The 18,978-nt window shown below is 73.2% G+C and carries 17 protein-coding genes; 4 read left to right on the top strand and 13 right to left on the bottom strand.

The window, feature by feature from the left end; genetic code table 11:
* Nucleotides 1-16: 16 nt before the first annotated feature.
* The 8 genes from OG867_RS25495 to OG867_RS25460 all read right to left on the bottom strand — a co-directional run bounded on the left by OG867_RS25495 (nucleotide 17) and on the right by OG867_RS25460 (nucleotide 8,877).
* Complete coding sequence (locus OG867_RS25495; protein WP_406288782.1) at nucleotides 17-1,558, bottom strand: family 43 glycosylhydrolase; 1,542 nt, start codon at nucleotides 1,556-1,558, stop codon at nucleotides 17-19.
* Nucleotides 1,555-2,382 carry a PmoA family protein gene (locus OG867_RS25490; RefSeq protein WP_406288780.1) on the bottom strand — a complete coding sequence of 276 codons (828 nt, stop codon included), beginning with the start codon at nucleotides 2,380-2,382 and terminating at the stop codon, nucleotides 1,555-1,557. Before OG867_RS25490 ends, OG867_RS25495 begins: the two co-directional genes overlap by 4 nt.
* A complete protein-coding gene (locus tag OG867_RS25485) occupies nucleotides 2,379-3,557 on the bottom strand; it encodes a Gfo/Idh/MocA family protein (RefSeq protein WP_406288778.1) in 1,179 nt (392 codons plus the stop codon). Before OG867_RS25485 ends, OG867_RS25490 begins: the two co-directional genes overlap by 4 nt.
* 5 nt (nucleotides 3,558-3,562) lie before the next feature.
* Complete coding sequence (locus tag OG867_RS25480) at nucleotides 3,563-4,480, bottom strand: carbohydrate ABC transporter permease (protein ID WP_406288776.1); 918 nt, start codon at nucleotides 4,478-4,480, stop codon at nucleotides 3,563-3,565.
* A complete protein-coding gene (locus OG867_RS25475) occupies nucleotides 4,477-5,406 on the bottom strand; it encodes a sugar ABC transporter permease (RefSeq protein WP_328899603.1) in 930 nt (309 codons plus the stop codon). Before OG867_RS25475 ends, OG867_RS25480 begins: the two co-directional genes overlap by 4 nt.
* 158 nt (nucleotides 5,407-5,564) lie before the next feature.
* Nucleotides 5,565-7,292, bottom strand: coding sequence for an L-arabinonate dehydratase (gene araD, locus OG867_RS25470; protein WP_328899604.1), 1,728 nt, complete (start codon nucleotides 7,290-7,292; stop codon nucleotides 5,565-5,567).
* Nucleotides 7,289-8,191: a dihydrodipicolinate synthase family protein gene (locus tag OG867_RS25465; protein ID WP_328899605.1), complete on the bottom strand. Its 903-nt coding sequence runs from the start codon at nucleotides 8,189-8,191 to the stop codon at nucleotides 7,289-7,291. Before OG867_RS25465 ends, araD begins: the two co-directional genes overlap by 4 nt.
* A gap of 29 nt (nucleotides 8,192-8,220) precedes the next feature.
* Nucleotides 8,221-8,877 (bottom strand): GntR family transcriptional regulator, encoded by a 657-nt coding sequence (locus tag OG867_RS25460; RefSeq protein WP_406288774.1) that lies wholly within the window; start codon nucleotides 8,875-8,877, stop codon nucleotides 8,221-8,223.
* 265 nt (nucleotides 8,878-9,142) lie between these two features.
* Between OG867_RS25460 and OG867_RS25455 the strand changes: the two genes are divergently transcribed.
* A complete protein-coding gene (locus OG867_RS25455; RefSeq protein WP_406291172.1) occupies nucleotides 9,143-10,354 on the top strand; it encodes an MFS transporter in 1,212 nt (403 codons plus the stop codon).
* On the opposite strand, the gene OG867_RS25450 is transcribed toward OG867_RS25455, so the two are convergent.
* Together OG867_RS25450 and OG867_RS25445 are read right to left on the bottom strand one after the other, a co-directional pair.
* A complete protein-coding gene (locus OG867_RS25450) occupies nucleotides 10,340-11,545 on the bottom strand; it encodes a hypothetical protein (RefSeq protein ID WP_406288772.1) in 1,206 nt (401 codons plus the stop codon). The genes OG867_RS25455 and OG867_RS25450 overlap by 15 nt on opposite strands.
* Nucleotides 11,542-12,486, bottom strand: coding sequence for a 5-dehydro-4-deoxyglucarate dehydratase (locus tag OG867_RS25445; protein ID WP_328899608.1), 945 nt, complete (start codon nucleotides 12,484-12,486; stop codon nucleotides 11,542-11,544). The genes OG867_RS25450 and OG867_RS25445 overlap by 4 nt, the downstream gene beginning before the upstream one ends.
* A gap of 198 nt (nucleotides 12,487-12,684) precedes the next feature.
* Here OG867_RS25445 and OG867_RS25440 point away from each other — a divergent pair, with 198 nt between their 5' ends.
* Nucleotides 12,685-13,500, top strand: coding sequence for an NAD(P)-dependent oxidoreductase (locus OG867_RS25440; RefSeq protein WP_328899609.1), 816 nt, complete (start codon nucleotides 12,685-12,687; stop codon nucleotides 13,498-13,500).
* Between the two features lie 109 nt (nucleotides 13,501-13,609).
* Nucleotides 13,610-14,815, top strand: a complete 1,206-nt coding sequence (locus OG867_RS25435; RefSeq protein ID WP_406288769.1) for a TerD family protein — start codon at nucleotides 13,610-13,612, stop codon at nucleotides 14,813-14,815.
* Nucleotides 14,816-14,869: 54 nt separating this feature from the next.
* Here the strand turns inward: OG867_RS25435 and OG867_RS25430 are convergent, their stop codons facing one another.
* The 3 genes from OG867_RS25430 to OG867_RS25420 all read right to left on the bottom strand — a co-directional run bounded on the left by OG867_RS25430 (nucleotide 14,870) and on the right by OG867_RS25420 (nucleotide 18,273).
* Nucleotides 14,870-15,100, bottom strand: coding sequence for a CarD family transcriptional regulator (locus tag OG867_RS25430; RefSeq protein WP_018104640.1), 231 nt, complete (start codon nucleotides 15,098-15,100; stop codon nucleotides 14,870-14,872).
* A gap of 46 nt (nucleotides 15,101-15,146) precedes the next feature.
* Nucleotides 15,147-16,610: an alkaline phosphatase PhoX gene (locus tag OG867_RS25425; RefSeq protein ID WP_328904285.1), complete on the bottom strand. Its 1,464-nt coding sequence runs from the start codon at nucleotides 16,608-16,610 to the stop codon at nucleotides 15,147-15,149.
* Between the two features lie 145 nt (nucleotides 16,611-16,755).
* Nucleotides 16,756-18,273, bottom strand: a complete 1,518-nt coding sequence (locus OG867_RS25420) for a hypothetical protein (protein WP_406288766.1) — start codon at nucleotides 18,271-18,273, stop codon at nucleotides 16,756-16,758.
* A 221-nt stretch (nucleotides 18,274-18,494) separates the two neighbouring features.
* Between OG867_RS25420 and OG867_RS25415 the strand changes: the two genes are divergently transcribed.
* The gene (locus OG867_RS25415) at nucleotides 18,495-18,938 is read left to right on the top strand and encodes a GNAT family N-acetyltransferase (protein ID WP_328899612.1); all 444 of its coding nucleotides are present in this window, start codon (nucleotides 18,495-18,497) and stop codon (nucleotides 18,936-18,938) included.
* The last annotated feature ends 40 nt before the right edge of the window (nucleotides 18,939-18,978 follow it).

Genomic DNA, 18,978 nt, shown 5'->3' with positions numbered 1-18,978 from the left:
CCGGACGGTGGTCCGGTTACGCGGTGACGTGGAAGCCGGTGAAACGGGCGGTCCCGGTCGGGCCCGTCCCGGGCGGCGCGGTGGCGAACAGCCCGAGCAGCGCGCCGACCCAGCGCCACGGGGTGGCGGCGAACACCTGACCGGAGGGCCGGAACCCGGCCCCGTCCCCGGTGTCGGCCAGGAAGCGGCACCGGGCCCCCGCCGCCACCTCGATCCGCAGCCGCGCCGTGCCCGAGGGCGCCGGCCTGGCATGCCCGGCGTCGCGCTCGGCGGTGGCGGTCGCCTCGGCGAACCGGTGCACCAGCAGCGCCCCGCCCTCCGCCTGCCGTTCGAGCCCGATCCAGCTGAACGCGTCCCCGAGCACGGCGAACCCCGCCTTCGCCCCGGGCACCTCGCTGTCCAGGGCGAGCCCGACCTCGGCGCCGAACGTCTCGGCGGGCAGCCGCTGGACCAGTACGTGGGGCAGGAGCCGCAGGTCGTGCCCGTCCTGGGCCGGTACACAGCTCAGCCGCAGCCCGTCCCCGGCGTGCTCGACGGTCCAGCCGGGGCGCGGGTTCGCCGTCCACTGCCACTGCCTGCCGTGGCGGCCGCCCGGGAAGCCGTCGTCGCAGGCCGGGGCCTCGACGGGCTGGGCGGGCAGGGCGGGCTTGCGGTGCGTGGCGACGGGTTCGCCGGCGTCGCCGATGACCGGCCAGCCGTCACCGTCCCAGCGCATCGGCTGGAGGTGCGTCACGCGCCCGTACGCCCCGCGCTCCTGGAAGTGCAGGAACCAGTCCTCCCCGGCCGGGGTGTCCACCCAGGCGCCCTGGTGCGGGCCGTTGACACCGGTCCGGCCCTGGGCGAGGACGACACGCTCCTCGTAGGGACCGAAGAAGTCGCGCGAGCGGAACGCGCCCTGCCAGCCCGTCGCGACCCCGCCCGCCGGGGCCAGGATCCAGAACTCGCCGTTGCGGCGGTGCAACTTGGGGCCCTCCAGGGTGAACCAGCCGGGCAGCGTGTCGGCGTCGATCAGGGTCTTGCCCTCGTCCAGGAGTTCCCGCCCGTCGGGGCTCATCCGGTGCCCGGTGAGCCGGTTCTTGATCCCGGAGCGGGACTTCGCCCAGGCGTGCACGAGGTACGCCTCGCCGGTCTCCTCGTCCCACAGCGGACACGGGTCGATCAGCCCCCGCCCGGCCTTCACCAGGTGCGGCGCGGTCCACGGGCCCCGGATGTCCTCGGCGCTGATCTGCTGGATGCCGTGGTCGGGGTCGCCCCAGAAGATCCAGAACCGTCCGGCGTGGTGCCGCAGCGAGGGCGCCCACACCCCGCAGTCGTGGCGCGGTACCGCGAATTCGGCGGCGGGCTCCAGGCGGTCCAGGGCGTGCCCGGTCAGCGTCCAGTTGACCAGGTCGCGGGAGTGGAGCAGCGGCAGTCCGGGGGCGCGGCCGAAGCTGGAGGCGGTGAGGTAGAAGTCGTCGCCGACGCGGATCACGTCGGGGTCGGACCAGTCGGCGTTGAGCACGGGGTTGCGGTAGGTGCCGTCGCCCGGGTCGGCGGTCCAGGGGGGCCGGGCGCTCACGCGGTCACCGCCCGGCGGACGAGGGCGGCGGCGCCCGCCCGGTCGAGGCGGCCGTCCGCGACGACGGTGACCACGCGGCGTACGACCGTGGCCCCTGCGGGGACGGGCAGCCGTTCGGCTGCGGCGAGGGAGGAGCCGACGCCCGGGTACTCGGCGGTGCGCACGAACCACGGGTCCCGGCGGGTCTCCTCGGTCGCCCCGGCGAAGACCAGGGACCAGCCCGCGCCGCAGAGCGCGACCCAGTCGGCGGGCCGCCCGTGCACCGCCTCCTCGCCGTCCGCCGCCGGGCCGAACACGGCGGGCGGGGACGCCTCCTTGGGGGCGCGCCAGAAGAAGCCGCCGTATCCGGCGCCGGGACGGCCGTTGGTGGCGGGGCTGCCGATCGAGAGGTCGCCGGAGCCGGGGTTGGTGAGCGAGAAGGAGAAGTCGAGCGCCCAGGCGGTGTCCGAGAGCGCGGCGGCGGCCACCGTACGGTGCTCGCGCAGCAGTTCGCCGCCGCCGGCCTCCCAGCCGAGCTCCTCCACGAAGCCGTCCGGGTCGCACAGCTTCCAGCCGAGGTGGCGCTGCGTCCCGTGGTTGTCGAGCACGGTGGGCCCCTGGCCCCGGACGAAGGTGCGCCCGCCCCAGAAGTTGCGCCCGGAGACGTCCGGGACGGCTACGGAGGCGCCCAGGTGGTGGACGTGGTCGGCCGGGCGCTCCTCGGTGACGAGGGTGCCGGCGAGGGTGGCGACCGGGTGGAGGTAGGGGCGGCCCGCGTCGGCGGGGCGGTAGGTGTAGCGGCCGACGGGGCGGCCGGCGCAGCTGAGCAGGGCGGTGTTCGTCATGGGGAGGTCACCTCGCTGCGTGCCCAGGGGGCGCCGAGTTCGGAGAAGAGGGCGAGGGTTTCGGCGCCGGACGCGACCAGGGCGTCGATGCCGCGCACCACCCGGCGGGCGGCCCCGGTGCCGGGCACGGGGGCGGTGTGCCAGGCGTCGGACGGCAGCGGGCGCGGTTCGGGCGCGGTCCGTACCGCCTCCACGACCTCCATGAAGGCGCCGGTGCGCTCCGGCGGTACGAGGAGCGGGGCGCCGTCCGTCAGGTGGGCGACCAGGTTCTCCAGGAGGTCGGTGCGCCCGTGCACGGTTTCCACGGGGCCGTGGCCCGCGCGCTGGACGAGGACGCGGTCCTGCTTGTACCAGAAGGTGACGCGGCCGCGGTCGCCGTGGACGATGACGTACGGCTCCCCCGCCTGTTCCGCGCAGAGGGTGACGGCGGCGGTGACGGGCGGCCCGGACGCGGTGGTGACGCGTACGCAGGAGGTGTCGTCGGCCTCGATGTCGTGGGCCCGGAAGAGCTCGGTGTCGATGGCGGTGACGTCCTCGGCGGTGGTCCCGGCGAGTGCGAGGGCCGTGGCGACGGCGTGGGCGAGCGGGTTGGTGAGGACGCCGTCGACCACCTCGGTGTCCCCGATGCGGCGCCGGCCGGCCCAGGGCGCCCGCCGGTAGTAGGCGTCGTCGCGGACCCAGGCGCCCGCCGCCGCGTACCCCCGGACGGTGCCGATGGCGCCGGTGGCGACGAGTTCCCGGATGGCGGGGACGGCGTGCGAGCCGAAGGACTGGAAGCCCACCTGGCAGGCGGTGCCCGCGTCGCGCACCCCGGCGCGGATGCGGTCGAAGTCGGCGCGGGTGGCGGCGGGCGGCTTCTCCAGGAGGAGGTGCACGCCGCGCCCGGCGGCGGTCAGGGCGAGGGCGGTGTGGGTCTGGATGGGGGTGCAGATGACGGCGGCACGGGCCCCGGTGGAGTCCAGGAGGGCGCCGAAGTCCGCCGACTGCTCGGGGAGTTCGTCCGCGAAGGCGTCGAGCTCGGTGGCGTCGAGCGGGGTGAGCTCGCAGATGCCGGCGAGGCGGACGAGCCCTTGGTGCTGGAGGCGGCGGATGTTGGCGAGGTGCCAGTGGCCGTGGCCCCGGGCGCCCGCGAGGACGATCGGCACGGGGGTGGCGGTGGGGGGCAGCGAGGTCATGTGCGTCACCCCTTCACGGCGCCGGCGCTGAAGCCGGTGATCAGCCACTTCTGGATGAAGGCGAAGACGATCACCACGGGTACCGCGGCGATCACCCCGCCCGCGGCGAGCGCGCCCAGGTCGACGCTGTCCGCGCCGATGAGGGTGTTCAGGCCGACCGGGATCGTCTGCTTGTCCTGCTCGCTGAGGAACATCAGCGCGAACAGGAAGTGGTTCCAGCTGTGCACGAAGGCGAACGAGCCGACGGCGATGAGCCCGGGGCGCAGCAGCGGCAGCACGACCGCGCAGAAGGCGCGGAAGCGCGAGCAGCCGTCCACCCAGGCGGCCTCCTCCAGCGAGGGCGGCACGTTCTTGATGAATCCGCTGATCAGGATGATGGAGAGCGGCAGCTGGAAGACCGTCTCGGCGATGACCACGCTCCCCAGGGAGTTGATCATCTGGAGGTTCTTGAAGATCTCGAAGAGCGGGACGAGCATCAGCGCGCCGGGGATGAACTGCGAGCAGAGCAGCGCCAGCATGAAGCCGTTCTTGATCCTGAAGTCGAACCGGGCGAGGGCGTAGCCGCCGGCCAGTGCGACGAGGGTCGTGGCGATCAGGGTGCAGACGCCGACGATCATGCTGTTCTGGAAGAAGACGGCGAAGCTGCGCTCGTTCCAGACCTTGGAGAAGTGCTCCCCGGTCATCGGCCACGGCACCAGCGAGGTGGAGCCCGCGGGCCGGACGGCGAAGAGGAACATCCAGTAGAACGGGACGAGCGTGAAGACCAGGTAGATGCCCAGCGGTACGTAGATCTGCCAGCGCGGTACGTCGTCGAAGGCGCGTTCGCGGCCGGGCCTGCGGCCGGGCGCGGCAGGCGGCGGGCCTGCGTGAGCGGCCGGCCGTGTGGCGTGGGTGCCGTTCTTCTCGGCGAGGGCGGCAGTCACTTGTGGTCGCCTCCGAACTTGCTCAGGCGCAGATAGACGATCGAGCAGAAGAGGAGGATCACGAAGGCGACGGTGGTGAGCGCGGAGGCGTAGCCGAAGTCGTGGCCCTCGATGCCGGTGTTGGCGACGTAGAGCGGCAGCGTGGTGGTCTCGCCGGCCGGTCCGCCGCCGGTGAGGGTGTAGAGCAGGTCGACGTTGTTGAACTCCCAGACCCCGCGCAGCAGCGTGGACAGGATGATCGCGTCCCGCAGGTGGGGCAGGGTGATGTGGAAGAACTGCCGCAGCCGTCCGGCGCCGTCCACGGAGGCCGCCTCGTACAGCTCCTTGGAGACTGACTGGAGGTCGGCGAGGATGAGGATGGCGAAGAAGGGGACGCCGCGCCAGAGTTCGGCGACGGTCGCGGCCCAGAAGACGGTGCCGGTGTCGGAGAGCACCGAGGTGCCGTAGTCCCCGATTCCGGCGTCCGCGAGGTAGCGGCTGAAGCCGGTCGAGGAGTTGTAGAGCAGGATCCAGATGGTGCTGGTCAGCACCCCGGAGACGGCCCACGGCGAGAAGACCATGGCGCGGGAGATGCCCCGGCCGATGAAGGTCTGGTTGACGATCAGGGCCAGCGCGAGCCCCAGCGTGAGCTGGAGCGCGACCTGCACGAGGACCCACTGGGCGCTGAAGCCGAGCGTCGTCCAGAACTGGTCGTCCTCGGTGAAGATCCGGGTGAAGTTGTCGAGGCCGGCGAAGCCGTTCCGCCAGGGCTTGGTGACGTTGTAGTTCTGCAGGCTGTAGTAGAAGACGCTGATCACCGGGTAGGCGATGAAGCCGAGCATCAGCAGCCCCGCGGGGGCGATCAGCAGGTACGGCAGCCGGCGAGGGCTCGCGGAGCGGCGCCGGGGCACCTTGGGCGGTGTGGCCGCGGCGGAGGCTTGGGCCATGACACGTCTCCGTTCTCTCTGTACGGGGGTGCGGGTGGTGCGGTGTTCCTTCGTGCGGTGTTACGCGGCGGAGCCGGTGGTGCGGGTAGTGCGCAAGCGCTTCCCGCATGGCGTTCGGTATGCCGAACAAGGGGGCGCCGGAATTCCTGAGGGGCCGTTCAGCCGGCGTACGGGTCGGGCACTTCTCCCGGCCGGGCCAGGAAGGCGAAGTCGCAGCCGGTGTCGGCCTGGGTGATCTGGTCCTGGTAGAGCGCCTGGTAGCCGCGCTCGTAGCGGACGGGCGGCGGGGTCCACTCGGCGCGGCGGCGCGCCAGTTCCTCGTCGGGCACGTCGAGGCTGAGCAGCCGCGCCTCGACGTCCAGGGTGACGAGGTCACCGGTGCGGACGAGGGCGAGGGGCCCGCCGACGTACGACTCGGGCGCGATGTGCAGCACGCACGCCCCGTAGCTGGTGCCGCTCATCCGGGCGTCGGAGAGCCGGACCATGTCCCGTACACCCTGCTTGAGCAGGTAGTCGGGGATCGGCAGCATGCCGTACTCGGGCATCCCGGGACCGCCCTTGGGGCCCGCGTTGCGCAGGACCAGCACGTGGTCGGGGGTGAGCGCGAGCGCCGGGTCGTTGATCGTGCGCTGCATCTCCTTGTAGTCGTCGAAGACGACCGCGGGCCCGGTGTGGCGCAGCAGGTGCGGTGTGGCGGCGATGTGCTTGATGACGGCGCCGTCCGGGCAGAGGTTGCCGCGCAGGACCGCCACGCCGCCCTCGTCCGCGAGCGGGTTGGAGCGCTTCCGTATGACGTCGTCGTTGTGCACGAGCGCCCCGTCGAGCTGTTCGCGCAGGGTGTCGTGCGCGACCGTGGGCCGGTCCAGATGCAGTACGTCGGTGAGCCGGGCCAGGAAGCCGGGGAGGCCGCCCGCGAAGTGGAAGTCCTCCATCAGGTACTTCCCGCCGGGGCGCAGGTTGGCGAGGACCGGGACGGTGCGGGCGATGCGGTCGAAGTCGTCCAGGGTGAGCTTGATCCCGGAGCGGCCGGCCATCGCGATGAGGTGGATGACGGCGTTGGTGGACCCGCCGAGCGCGAGGACGGTCGCGACGGCGTCCTCGTACGCCTCCGCCGTGAGGATCTGCGACAGCTTCCGCCGCTGCCACACCAGTTCGACGATCCGGAGGCCGGAGGCGGCGGCCATCCGGTCGTGGCCGGAGTCGACGGCGGGGATCGAGGAGGCGCCGGGGACGGTGACGCCGAGCGCCTCGGCGGCGGCGGTGAGGGTGGAGGCGGTGCCCATGGTCATGCAGTGGCCGGGCGAGCGGGCGAGGCCGTTCTCCAGCTCGTCCATCTCGCAGTCGCCGATGAGCCCGGCGCGCTTGTCGTCCCAGTACTTCCACATGTCGGTGCCGGAGCCCAGGACCTCGTTCCGCCAGTGCCCCGGCAGCATCGGTCCGGCCGGTACGAAGACGGCCGGCAGGTCCACGGACGCGGCGCCCATCAGCAGCGCCGGGGTGGACTTGTCGCAACCGCCGAGCAGCACCGCCCCGTCGACCGGGTAGGAGCGCAGCAGCTCCTCGGTCTCCATGGCCAGCATGTTCCGGTAGAGCATCGGGGTCGGCTTCTGGAAGGTCTCCGAGAGCGTGGAGACCGGGAACTCCAGCGGGAAGCCGCCCGCCTGCCAGACCCCGCGCTTCACGGCCTGCGCCCGGTCGCGCAGGTGTACGTGGCAGGGGTTGATGTCCGACCAGGTGTTGAGGATCGCCACGACCGGCTTGCCCAGGTGCTCCTCGGGGAGGTAGCCGAGCTGGCGGGTGCGGGCGCGGTGGCTGAACGAGCGGAGCCCGTCGGTGCCGTACCACTGGTGGCTGCGCAGTTCCTCGGGGGCCATGCGGGCGGTCATATGGACCACCCGGCGATCTGGTCGGCGACCTCGGCGCGCTGTGCCTCGGGCAGCACCCGGCTGGGCGGGCGCACCGCGCGGTCGCACAGCCCGAGGGCGGCCAGGGCCTCCTTGACGACGGTGACGTTGTTGGCGGACTGCCGGTCGGCGCGCAGCTCCTCGAAGCGGCGGATCCGCTCCCAGACCTTCATGGCCGCCGGGTGGTCCCCGGCCCGCAGCGCCTCCAGCATGGCCAGCGAGACGCCGGGCGCCACGTTGACGAGCCCGGAGGTGAAGCCGGTGGCGCCGGCCGAGAAGTAGGCCGGGGCGTACAGCTCGGCGAGGCCGGCGACCCAGACGAAGCGTTCCAGTCCGGCGTCGCGGGCGAAGGCGGCGAAGCGGGCCGCGTCCGGCACCGCGTACTTGACGCCGATGACGTTGGGGCAGCTGTCGGCGAGGACGGCCAGGCAGACGCCGTCCAGGTGCGGGTTGCGGATGTACGGGACGACCCCGAGCCCGGGCACGGCCTCCGCGATGGCCCGGTGGTAGTCGATCCAGCCCTCCTGCGAGACGTACGGGTGGACGGGCTGGTGGACCATCACCATCTCGGCCCCGGCGTCCCGGGCGTGCTCGGCGGCGGCGACGGCGGTCGGCACATCGTGTCCGACGCCGACCAGGACCGTGGCGCGGCCGCCGGCCTCCTCGACGGTCAGCTCGGTGACGGTGCGCCGCTCCTCGGGGGTGAGCGCGTAGAACTCCCCGGTGTTGCCGTTCGGGGTGACGATGCGCACGCCGCCGTCGAGCAGTCTCCGCAGCAGGGCGCGGTGCGCCGTCGTGTCGATGGATCCGTCCCCGGCGAACGGGGTCACCGGGATCGCCACGACATCTGCGAGGGCCGCCTTCAGCGGGGTGAGGTCCATGCGGACTGGCCTTTCGTCGGTGTGCCGGTTCACGCCGCGCCGCCCCCGTCCTCGTCGTCGGGGAAGGCGCGGCGGACGAACGACGCGATGTGGTCGTGCAGGGCCCCGGCCGCCGCGTCCGCGTCGTCGGCGAGCGCGAGCCGCAGGATCTCCCGGTGCTCGGCCGCCTCCCGCTCCCAGGACGGGATCGCCGACCAGGCGACCGTGGAGACCAGCGCCGCCTGGTCGCGGACCTCGTCCAGCATCCGGGCGAGCAGCGGGTTGCCGCAGGGCAGGTAGAGCGCCCGGTGGAAGTCCCGGTTGGCGAGCGAGCGGTCGGCCTTGTCGCCCGCCGAGTCCGCCCGCTCCAGGGCCTCCTGCGCCACGTCGAGCGACGCCTTGCGGGTGATCGAGCGGCGCAGCGCCTCCGGTTCGAGCAGCAGCCGTACGTCGTAGACCTCGCGGGCCATGGCCGCGTCGACCAGCCGCACGATGGCGCCCTTGTACTGGCTCATGACGACGAGTCCGGTGCCGGCGAGGGTCTTCAGCGCCTCGCGGACGGGGGTCTTGGAGACCCCGAACTGCGCGGCGAGCTCGGTCTCCACGAGCGCCTGCCCCGGCCTCAGTTGTGCCGTGAGGATCGCGTGCTTGATCGCCTCCAGCACGTACTGGGTGCGGGACGGAATCGGGGTGGGCGCAAAGGTCATGGGTGAAGGGCTCTCACATCTCGCGTATCGCGTCTCATATATGACGTACGAAGTACGACGCGATGAAGCTAGGGCCGCCGCGAATGTTTCGTCAACGCTTCTGACAAAAGAACTTCGTGGGACCGGGACATGTGCCGTACACGGATCCCGGTGCGGAGCGCGGGAGTTCCCGGGGGTAGGGCATCTGCCCGATGCCGTGCCGGGGCCTCAGCCGCCAGCCTGACCGCATGGAGAACACGCAGGTCAGGAAGGTGCGGTGGGTGTGATGGCGGTGGGTCGGGTGGTGCGGAACCGGACGGCGGGGGTGTTCCTCGCGGCGGTCGTGGTCTCGGGGTTCGGCAGTTCGGCGATGCGACTGGCGGCCGGGATCTGGGTCAGGTCGCTGACGGGCTCGGACTCCCTGGCGGCGCTCGCCCTGTTCGCGGTGTGGCTGCCGGTCCTGTTCGGCCCGCTGCTCGGGGCGGTGGCGGACCGCCTGCCGCGCAAGCCGCTGCTGGTGGGCACGAACGTCGTCCTCGCGGTCCTGATGGCGGCGCTCGCGCTGGTGGGCGCGGAAGGGCGCGTCCGGCTGCTCTTCGCGGTGCTGGTGCTGTACGGGGGCCTGTCGGTGCTGATGGACTCGGCGGAGTCGGCCGTGGTGGCGGGGGCGGTCCCGGCCGCGTTGCTCGGTGACTTCAACGGGCTGCGGATGATGGCGAACGAGGGCATGAAGCTGGTCGCCCCGCTGACCGGCGCCGGGCTCTACGCCCGCTTCGGGGGCGGCGCGGTGGCGCTCCTGGACGCGGTCTCCTTCGCCCTGGCGGCCGGCCTCTACGCGCTGCTGCGGGTACGCCGGACGGCCCGCCCCGCGCCGATGGGCTCGGGCGGCTGGACGGCCGGGATGCGGCAGTTGTGGGGGTCGCCGGTGCTGCGCCCCCTGGTCCTCGCCGCCTCGGCCACGATGCTGTGCGCCGGGCTCAACGGGGCGACGCTGTACGCCGTCGTGGACACCCTCGGCCACTCCCCCGCGTATGCCGGGGTGCTGTCGGTCGCCCAGGGGCTCGGGTCCGTCACGGTCGGGCTGTTCGCGGGCGCGCTGATGCGCCGGCTGCCGGGGCGGGTGTTCGGGGCGGCCGGGATCGCGGTGTTCGGGTTCGCCGTGGGGCTGCGGGCCGTGCCGTCCGACGCGGTGGCGCTCGCCGCGTGCGCGCTGATCGGGGTGGGCCTGCCATGCGTGCTGATCGCCGCGCTGACGGCGGTCCAGCGGGAGACCCCGGACGCGGTCCTCGGCCGCACGGCCGCGACCGCCGACACGCTGATCATGTCGCCGAACGCGGTGGCGCTGGGGATCGGCGCGGGTCTGGTGGCGCGGGTGGACGTCACGGTACTGCTGCCGCTGGTGGGCGCGGGGGCGGCCCTGACGGCGGCCTTCCTGTTGGCGGCGGGGCGCCGGGAACGGATGGTTCCCGGCGGCCCGGCGGTCTCAGCCGAGGCGTGAGAGCGCCCCCGCCACGGCCGCCAGGTCGGGGTCGGAGGCCAGGCCCGCGTGGTAGAGGCGGAGTTGGTTCGCACCGAGCGCGGCGGCGTGCGCGGCGTCCCGTTCCAGGGTGTCCGGGCTGCCGCCCATGCCGCGCACCACGGTGAGGTTGGCGGCGACCACGGGGGCTCCGCCGGTGGACTCGCCGCGACCGCCCGCCCGCCCGGCGAACGGCCCGAGCACCGCCTCCCGCGCCGCGTCCGTACCCGTGCACGGCAGGACCACGCCGTCCGCCACGGACAGGATATGCCCGGGGTCGACGCCCGCATTGGCCCCGCAGCGGTACGGGGCGGGGTCGGCGTGCAGCAGCACCTGGAACCCGGGCGCCGCCGCCGCGCGCACCGCGCCGGTCACCGCTTCCTGGAGGCTCCGGGCCACCTCGGTGCGCCACCGCAGCGTCGCCTCCGCGAGGTCGGCGCCGAGCAGCTTCCCGACGGCTTCCCAGCCCGCGTCCGGTGATCCGGAGCCGGACCAGACCGGTTCCAGGGCCCGGCGCACGGCCGCGCCCAGCTCCTCGGGATCGAGGCCCACTCCGGCGTAACCGGCCCGGCAGACGGCGCAGAAGCAGAGCGACATGAGGTACTGCGCCGCGTCGCCGAGCCCGACACCGGCCACCTTGTCGTGGGCGTGCAGGTGGGCGAAGCCGTACCAGCCGCACGATTCCAGCTCGGTGCCCCGCGCCCCGCCGCGTACCGCCGCCTCCGCCGCCAGGTCCACCAGATAGGCGCGGACCTCCGGGCGCGCGATGCAGGGCGCCCACGGGTAGCGGTCCCCGTAGGCGTTGACCACGGAGGTGTCCGGATGGTCCGCGCCCAGGCGGGAGCTGTGCGCGAGGACCACCCAGCTGTGCACGTCGAGACCGGCCCCGGACAGCGCCTCGGCGGCCTCCGCGAAGGGGTCGTCGGAGGACATCCACGCCTGCCGGTACGGGCGTAGCGCCCGGCCCGCCCAGTGTTGTCCGTCCGGCGGGTACAGGGCCGCCGCGTACTCGGCCGTGACGATGCGGTGGCCGGGGTGGCGGGGGGTCAGCGCCCGGGTGGAGTGGTAGGCGGCGGCGAGCGTCACCTGCTGGACGCCGAGGTCCGCGATGCGGGCGGGGGCGTCCGGGTCACCGACGACGTCCCAGGGGTAGAGGAAGGCGGACGTCCTCATCCGCGCCCCTCCAGCAGCGCGCGCCCGGCGGCGATGATCTCCGTCAGCTCCTTGATGTGGGCGGCGGGCGGCTCCGTGAGCGGGCTGCGCACCGGCCCGACGTCCAGGCCGTGCATCCGGACGCCCGCCTTGACGAGCGAGACGGCGTAGCCGCGGCCCTGGGCCCGGAGCTCGACGAGCGGCCGGTAGAAGGAGTCGAGCAGCGCGTTGACCAGGGCGTCGTCGCCGGATTCCAGGGCGCGGTAGAAGGCGAGCGCGATGTCCGGGGCGAAGGCGAAGACGGCCGAGGAGTACAGCGTGACGCCGATGCCCCGGTAGGCGAGACCGGTGAGCTCGGCGGTGGGCAGCCCGTTGAAGTAGAGGAAGTCCTGCCCGGGCAGCCCGGTGCGCACCGCGCTCACGATGCGCTGCATGAGGTCCAGGTCGCCGTAGCCGTCCTTCAGGCCGATGATCCCGGGGGTCCGGGCCAGGGCGAGCACGGTCTCGGGGGTGAAGACGGCGTTGTCGCGCTGGTAGACGATGGTCTCCAGGCCGGTCGCCCCGGCCAGCGCGGTGTAGTGGGCCAGCAGTCCCTCCTGGTCCGCGTGGACCAGGTACGGGGGCATGGCGAGCAGCCCGTCCGCGCCCGCCTCCTCGGCGAGCCGGGCGAACTGGACGGCCAGCGCGGTGCCGTACCCGGCGCCCGCGACGACCGGCACCTGTCCGGCGGTCTCCTCCACCGCGGCGGCGACGACGCTCCGGAACTCCTCCGGGGTCAGGGCGTGGAACTCCCCGGTGCCGCAGCACGCGAAGACGGCCGCCGCGCCCGCGTCGACGCCCTGGCGGACGTGCGCCCGGAAGACGTCCAGGTCCACGGAGCCGGTCGCGTCGTACGCGGTGACGGGGAAGAAGAGCGGCCCGGCAACGGCGGTGAGCCGGGCGGCAAGCGGGTCTGAGCTCACGGGCGCCTCCTGAGGCGTGCGCATCTCTGATTAGTGTCCATATTTATGAACGCTTTCTAAGCTAGGCCCGGCGGGGCGCCGGGGTCAAGGCGACGACGCCCGGGTCCGGACCAACCCCCCGCCGGGTTCCCTTGACGCCTCCCGACCCCCCGCATACCTTGTCCACGCATGTGAACCTGATCCAAGAGGAGACCCCGCATGCCCGCCGAAAAGCCCCGCACCGTCCTGCTCACCGGCGCCGCCGGCGGCCTCGGCACGCTGATGCGCGAGCTGCTGCCCGCCCACGGCTACACGCTGCGCCTGTTCGACATGGTGCCGATCGAGGGCGAGCCGGACGCGATCACCGCCGACCTCGGCGACCGGGAGGCGCTGCGTGCGGCCGTGACGGGGGTCGACGCGATCATCCACCTCGCGGGCATCTCCCTGGAAGCCTCGTTCGACAAGATCCTCAAGGCGAACATCGAGGGCACGTACAACCTGTACGAGGCCGCGCGCGAGGCCGGCGTCCGGCGCGTCGTGTTCGCCTCCTCCAACCACGCGGTGGGCTTCACCCCGCGCCCGCTCCCGGGCGATCCGCTGATCCCGGTGGAGACCCCGCGCCGCCCCGACACCTTCTACGGCCTCTCCAAGTCGTTCGGCGAGGACCTCGCCCAGCTCTACTGGGACCTGCACGGCGTGGAGACGGTCTCCGTCCGCATCGGCTCCTGCTTCCCGGAGCCGACCTCCGTACGGATGCTCTCCGTGTGGATGAGCCCCGCCGACGGCGCCCGGCTCCTCGACGCCGCGCTCACCGCCGAGGGCGTCGGGCACACCGTCGTCCACGGCTCCTCGGACAACACCCGGCTGTGGTGGGACCTCACCTCGGCCCGCGCGCTGGGTTACGAGCCGCGGGACGACTCGGAGCCGTACGCGGCGAAGCTGGTCGCGGACCAGGGCGAGCTGGACCCGGCCAACCCGGACCACGCCCACCTCGGCGGCCACTTCTGCACCCACCCGCCCCGCTGGCCGCACTGAGCGGGGTCCGGTCGCACCGAGCGGCGCCCGGAACGGGGCATTCCGCCGTTCGGGCGAAGCTGCCGAAAGGTAAGGGAACGGCAAAGCCGGGTCGTTCGTTCATCCGGACATGACCGCTATGACACCCGGCTCGAACCTCCCGCTGAACACCGTCCGCGTGGCGGTGGACGTCGCCGCGCCCGTGCGGCTCGACGTCTCGGGCCTGCTGCTCACCGCCGACGGCAAGGTGCGCTCAGACGACGACTTCATCTTCTACAACCAGCCCACGGGCCCCGGCGTGAGCTACCGCTCCGGCGGCGGGAGCGCGCCGGACGCCGTCGTCGTGGACACCGCTTCGGTGCCCGCCGGCATCGAGAAGATCGTCGTCACGGCGAGCCCGGACACCGCCGGCCGGACCTTCCAGGGCGTCGAGCCGACCGCCACCGTGCGCAACGCGGACGACGGCGCCGCGATCGCCTCCTTCACCCCGCCCCGGCTGGGCACCGAGACCGCGCTCGTGATCATGGAGATCTACCGGCGCGGCGGCGCCTGGAAGGTCCGCGCGGTCGGCCAGGGGTACGCGAACGGCCTGGCCGGTATCGCCACGGACTTCGGTGTCACGGTCGAGGAGCCCGCCGCCGCGCCCGCCGCCCCGGCGGTCACCACACCCGCTCCCCCGCCGCCGGCCGCCGCCCCGGCTCCGGTCACCGCCCCCGCGCCCCCGGCCGCCCCCGCGGCCTCCGCACCGGCCGCGCCCGGCCGGATCAACCTGGACAAGGGCCGGGTCAGCCTCCGGAAGAACGAGACGGTCTCGCTGGTCAAGGCGGGGCGCCCGTTGCTCTCCCGGGTCAAGATGGGCCTCGGCTGGGAGCCCGCCTTCCGGGGCAAGGACATCGACCTGGACGCCTCGGTCATCGCGTACGGCCCCCAGCGCAACCACCTGGACAGCTGCTACTTCGGCAAGCTGTCCATCCTGGACGGCGCGATCAAGCACTCCGGGGACAATCTCACCGGTGAGGGCGCGGGGGACGACGAGGTGATCGTCGTGGACCTGGGCCGGATCCCGGCGGAGGCGACGGGCCTGGTGTTCACGGTGAACTCGTTCACGGGCCAGAAGTTCACCGAGGTCGCCAAGGCGTACTGCCGGCTGGTGGACGCCGCCACCGACGAGGAGCTGGTCCGCTTCGACCTGACCGGGGCCGAACCGCAGACCGGCGTGATGATGGCCAAGCTGATCAAACAGTTCTCCGGCGAGTGGGAGATGACCGCACTGGGCGACTTCGTGAAGTCCCGGACCGTCCGGGGCATGGTCAAACCGGCCGCCCAAACCCTGTAGCGGGCATGGCTCAGGGACCGTCCGCGCGGCTGGCGGACGGCCCCTGTGACGGCCTCAGAGCTTGGTGAGCTTGGAGTACGGGCTCATGATGCGGCCCTGGCGGCCCGCGAAGTCGATGAGCACCGCATCGTTGTCGCCCTCGACGGCGAGGACGCGCCCGAGACCGAACTGGTCGTGCGAGACCCGGTCACCCACGTCGAACAACTCGACCGGTGGGGCCGCCTGGGCCGGGCGGTTGAAGGGACTGGACGGCAGGTGGCGGCGGGAGCCGGCTGACTGTTTCATTAAGTCGAGTATGCGCCCCCGAGGGGCCCGACGCCATGCCCCGCTGTTAACGGTTGGGCTGCCGCTTCCACGGACCGGTGATCGCGACCATGATCCCCGGGGTCTGGATGTTGGCGAACAGCGTCCGTCCGTCCGGCGAGAACGTGACCCCGGTGAACTCGCTGTACTCCGGTTCCGCCTCGCTGCCGATGTTCAGCTCGTTGCGCGCGATGGGGTACGTACGGCCGCTCTCGGTGGCCCCGAAGAGGTGCTGGACGCCCTCGCCGTCCTCCGCGATGACCAGGCCGCCGTACGGCGAGACGGTGATGTTGTCCGGGCCGTCGAAGGCGCCGTCCTTCGACGGGTCAGGGTTGACGCCGAGGAGCACCTTCAGGGTCAGCGTGCGGCGCTTCGGGTCGTAGAACCAGACCTGGCCGTCGTGCTGGACGGGGCTCTCGTCACGGGCGAAGGAGGACACGATGTACGTGCCGCCGTCGGCCCACCACATGCCCTCCAGCTTGCGGGCGCGGGTGACCGTGCCGTCCGCGAACTGCTTGCGCACCGAGACGGACCTGGCGTCGCGGTCCGGCACGTCCACCCAGTCCACGCCGTACACGGTGCCGGTCTTCGTGGCCCGCGAGAGGTCGTCCACGAACTTTCCGGACTTGTCGAAGCACTTGAACGCCTGGAGCACGCCCGCGTCGTCGGCGAGGGTGCGCAGCTTGCCCCGGCCGTGCCGGAAGCCGTGCGGCGGCACCCAGCGGTAGAGCAGGCCGTTGGGACCGGCCGCGTCCTCGGTGAGGTAGGCGTGGCCCTGCTTGGGGTCGATGACGACCGCCTCGTGCGCGTACCGGCCGAACGCCTTGACGGGGCGCGGCGAGCGGTTGGCGCGCTTGTCGTACGGGTCGACCTCGAAGACGTAGCCGTGGTCCTTCAGGAGGCCGTTCTTGCCGGCCTTGTCCTCGGTCTCCTCGCAGGTGAGCCAGGTGTCCCACGGGGTGGCGCCGCCCGCGCAGTTGGTGGAGGTGCCGGCGATGCCGACCCACTCGGCGGTGCGGCCGTCGCGGCGGGTCTCCACGACGGTGCAGCCGCCCGCCGCGACCGGGTCGTAGACCAGGCCGTCGGTGAGGGGCACGGGGTGCTCCCAGCCCTCCCGGGTGCCGGCCAGCTCGTGGTTGTTGACCAGGAGGGTCACCCCGCGCGGGCCCTCGAAGGCGGCCGTGCCGTCGTGGTTGGAGGGGGTGTACTCACCACTGTCCAGCTTGGTGACCCCGCAGTGCGTGATGATCCGGTACGAGAATCCGGCGGGCAGCGCGAGTACGCCCTTCGGGTCGGAGCGCAGCGGGCCGTACCCGGGGCCGTGGTCATGGCCGTGACCGTGACCGTCGTGGCCGTGACCATCGCCGTGGTTCGGGTCCCCGGCGGCGAGGGCGCCGGGCGCGGTGGCCAGCGCGGCGACGGTTCCGGTGAGGGCGATGCCGGCGCCGGTGAGGGCGGACTGTCTGGTGAATTCCCTGCGCGTGAAGGCCATCACGTACTCCTGGTGCTGCGGGGGCGTGCTGTTGACGGCCCTCACCGTTCCGTCCGTTCCCCAACACCAGTTGAACCGGTGACGACTTCGGGGCGGCCCGTTCGGTGAACTTCGGCCGCCCCGCACTCCGTCGTGGTACGCCCGCTCAGTCGGCCGAACCGCCGCGCGAGCGCGCCTTGAACGCGGCCTTGCGGGCGTCCTTGGCCTGCTTCTTGTCGCTGTGCAGCCGCCCCATCGCCTCCAGGACGTCCGCGGTGGCCGGGTGGTCGACGCGCCACGCCTCCTCGAAGAAGCCGCTGTGCTGGCCGGACAGGCCCTCGACCAGGCCCTGGAGCTCTTCGAGGTCGCCGGCGGCCTCCAGCTGGGCCGCGATCGTGTCGATGGCGAGCCAGAAGATCATCTCCTCGGAGGGCGCCGGGACGCCCTCCGCGCCGCGCTCGGCGAGCCAGACCCGGGCCAGGCCGCCCAGCTCCGGGTCGCCCAGCACCGCGCGCACGGCCGGCTCCGCCTCGGCGCCGACCAGGGCGAGCGCCTGCTGGCAGTGCAGTCGGCGCAGCGGGCCCAGCTCGTCCGTGCCCCGCGCGGCGTCCAGGAGTTCGGCGGCGACGCCGTCCGGGCCCCGGCGGGTGAGCCACAGCTGGATCTCGGCGCGGGCCGCGGCCTCCGGGTAGTGGGCGACGCCGCCGAGGAGCGCGTCGGCTCCCTTGTCCGCGAGGTCGCCGATCGCCGGAGCGTCCACCCCGGCGTCCAGCATGCGGGCGCGGATGCCGTAGAGGCCCAGCGGGGTGAGCCGGACCATGCCGTAGCGGGTGACGTCCTCCTCGTCGCCCGGGGCGGGCGTGTCCTCGCCCTCCTCCACCAGCAGGGCCTCGTCCACCGGCTGGTACTCGACGATGCCGATGGGTTCGAGGACCCGGAACTGGTCGTCCAGCCGCATCATCGCGTCCGAGACCTGCTCCAGGACGTCGTCGGTGGGCTCGCCCATGTCGTCGGGGACGATCATCGAGGCGGCGAGCGCGGGCAGCGGCACGGGCGACCCGTCCGCCCCCTCGCCGACGGTGAGCAGGTAGAGGTTGCCGAGGACGCCGTCCAGGAACTCCGTCTCGGTCTCCGGGTCCCAGTCGAGCGCGTCGAAGTCGACCGAGCCGTCCTCCCCGATGAGGTCGGCGAAGTCATCGAAGGCGGGCGCGGTGGCGTCGGCGTACGCGGCCTCCAGGCCGTCGAGCCAGATCGCGAGGACGTCCGCAGGCGAACCCCCGGTCAGCAGCGCCAGGTTCTCGCCGGGCGTGACGGTCCCGGCCGGCTCCTCGCCCCCGGCCCCGTCGTCCCCGCCGAAGCCGTCCTCCCCGCCGATGGTGTCGTCCGGGTCGCCCGTCTCACCTGCGGGGTCCTCGATGTCGACCAGACCGGTGTCCACGGCGAGCCGCCACGCCTCGCTGGCCTCGGCCGCGCCGTCCTCGTCCGGGGTGAGGCCGAGGAGTTCGGCGGCGGCGGGCAGTTGCGCGTCGACCAGTTCGCCGCCGGCGCCGACCCTGGTGTCCGGGCCGGCCCAGCGGGCGAGCCGGGCGGCACGGGCGAGCAGCGGCGCGGCCAGCGCGTCCCGTGCCAGCTCGGCCTCGGTGTGCAGCCGGACCGGCGGCAGGGTCGGGCGCTCTGCGGACATCAGGGGGTCTCCTCGGAACATACGGGGGTTTCGGTCGCCGGACCGGCCGGCTCAGGACATGTGCCGCGGGGCCCAGGGCCTGTGGCGGGGCAGGTGAAACATGCGGAACACGCCCCCAGCGTAGACGCATTTCGCCGCGTGCCGACCGGAATGCGGGCATGGGCTCCGGTGCCCGGGACCGGCCCGTGTCACGCCGGGGCGCCCGTGCCAGAATCCGGGGCGTGAATCTGCGTACCGCCACCCGCTCCGACCTGCCCGCCGTGCTCGCCCTGCTCGCCGACGAGGACGCGGTGACCGACCCCGCGTCGGTCGTGGTGGGCGAGGCGTACGAGAAGGCGTTCGCCGACATCACGGCCGACGCGCGCAACGAGATCCTGGTGCTGGAGGCGGACGGGACGGTGCTGGGCTGCCTCCAGGCGACGTACATCCCCGGGCTCGGCAAGGGCGGTGCGGAGCGGGCGCTGATCGAGGCCGTGCGGGTCAGGGCGGACCGCCGGGGCGGCGGTCTGGGGCGGCGGCTGATGGAGCTCGCCGTGGAGCGGGCCCGGCTGCGCGGCTGCGCGCTGGTGCAGCTCACCAGCAACCGGAGCCGGACGGACGCGCACCGCTTCTACACCTCGCTGGGGTTCACCGCGAGCCATGAGGGTTTCAAGCTCGCCCTCTGAGCGCCCGGGACGCCCCGCAGCACACGGCCGCCCGCCCACC

The organism is Streptomyces sp. NBC_00209, assembly GCF_045206345.1.
In the GTDB taxonomy this organism is placed as follows: Bacteria; Actinomycetota; Actinomycetes; order Streptomycetales; family Streptomycetaceae; genus Streptomyces.
The sequence above is the reverse complement of the archived record's forward strand: the minus strand, read 5'-3'. Positions and strand labels throughout refer to the sequence as shown.

Coding starts and splice junctions, on each gene's coding strand:
- OG867_RS25490 (WP_406288780.1), bottom strand. CDS start 2,382: ATGACGAACACCGCCCTGCTCAGCTGCGCCGGCCGCCCCGTCGGCCGC.
- OG867_RS25485 (WP_406288778.1), bottom strand. CDS start 3,557: ATGACCTCGCTGCCCCCCACCGCCACCCCCGTGCCGATCGTCCTCGCG.
- OG867_RS25475 (WP_328899603.1), bottom strand. CDS start 5,406: ATGGCCCAAGCCTCCGCCGCGGCCACACCGCCCAAGGTGCCCCGGCGC.
- araD (WP_328899604.1), bottom strand. CDS start 7,292: ATGACCGCCCGCATGGCCCCCGAGGAACTGCGCAGCCACCAGTGGTAC.
- OG867_RS25465 (WP_328899605.1), bottom strand. CDS start 8,191: ATGGACCTCACCCCGCTGAAGGCGGCCCTCGCAGATGTCGTGGCGATC.
- OG867_RS25460 (WP_406288774.1), bottom strand. CDS start 8,877: ATGACCTTTGCGCCCACCCCGATTCCGTCCCGCACCCAGTACGTGCTG.
- OG867_RS25455 (WP_406291172.1), top strand. CDS start 9,143: ATGGCGGTGGGTCGGGTGGTGCGGAACCGGACGGCGGGGGTGTTCCTC.
- OG867_RS25450 (WP_406288772.1), bottom strand. CDS start 11,545: ATGAGGACGTCCGCCTTCCTCTACCCCTGGGACGTCGTCGGTGACCCG.
- OG867_RS25440 (WP_328899609.1), top strand. CDS start 12,685: ATGCCCGCCGAAAAGCCCCGCACCGTCCTGCTCACCGGCGCCGCCGGC.
- OG867_RS25435 (WP_406288769.1), top strand. CDS start 13,610: ATGACCGCTATGACACCCGGCTCGAACCTCCCGCTGAACACCGTCCGC.
- OG867_RS25430 (WP_018104640.1), bottom strand. CDS start 15,100: ATGAAACAGTCAGCCGGCTCCCGCCGCCACCTGCCGTCCAGTCCCTTC.
- OG867_RS25425 (WP_328904285.1), bottom strand. CDS start 16,610: ATGGCCTTCACGCGCAGGGAATTCACCAGACAGTCCGCCCTCACCGGC.
- OG867_RS25420 (WP_406288766.1), bottom strand. CDS start 18,273: ATGTCCGCAGAGCGCCCGACCCTGCCGCCGGTCCGGCTGCACACCGAG.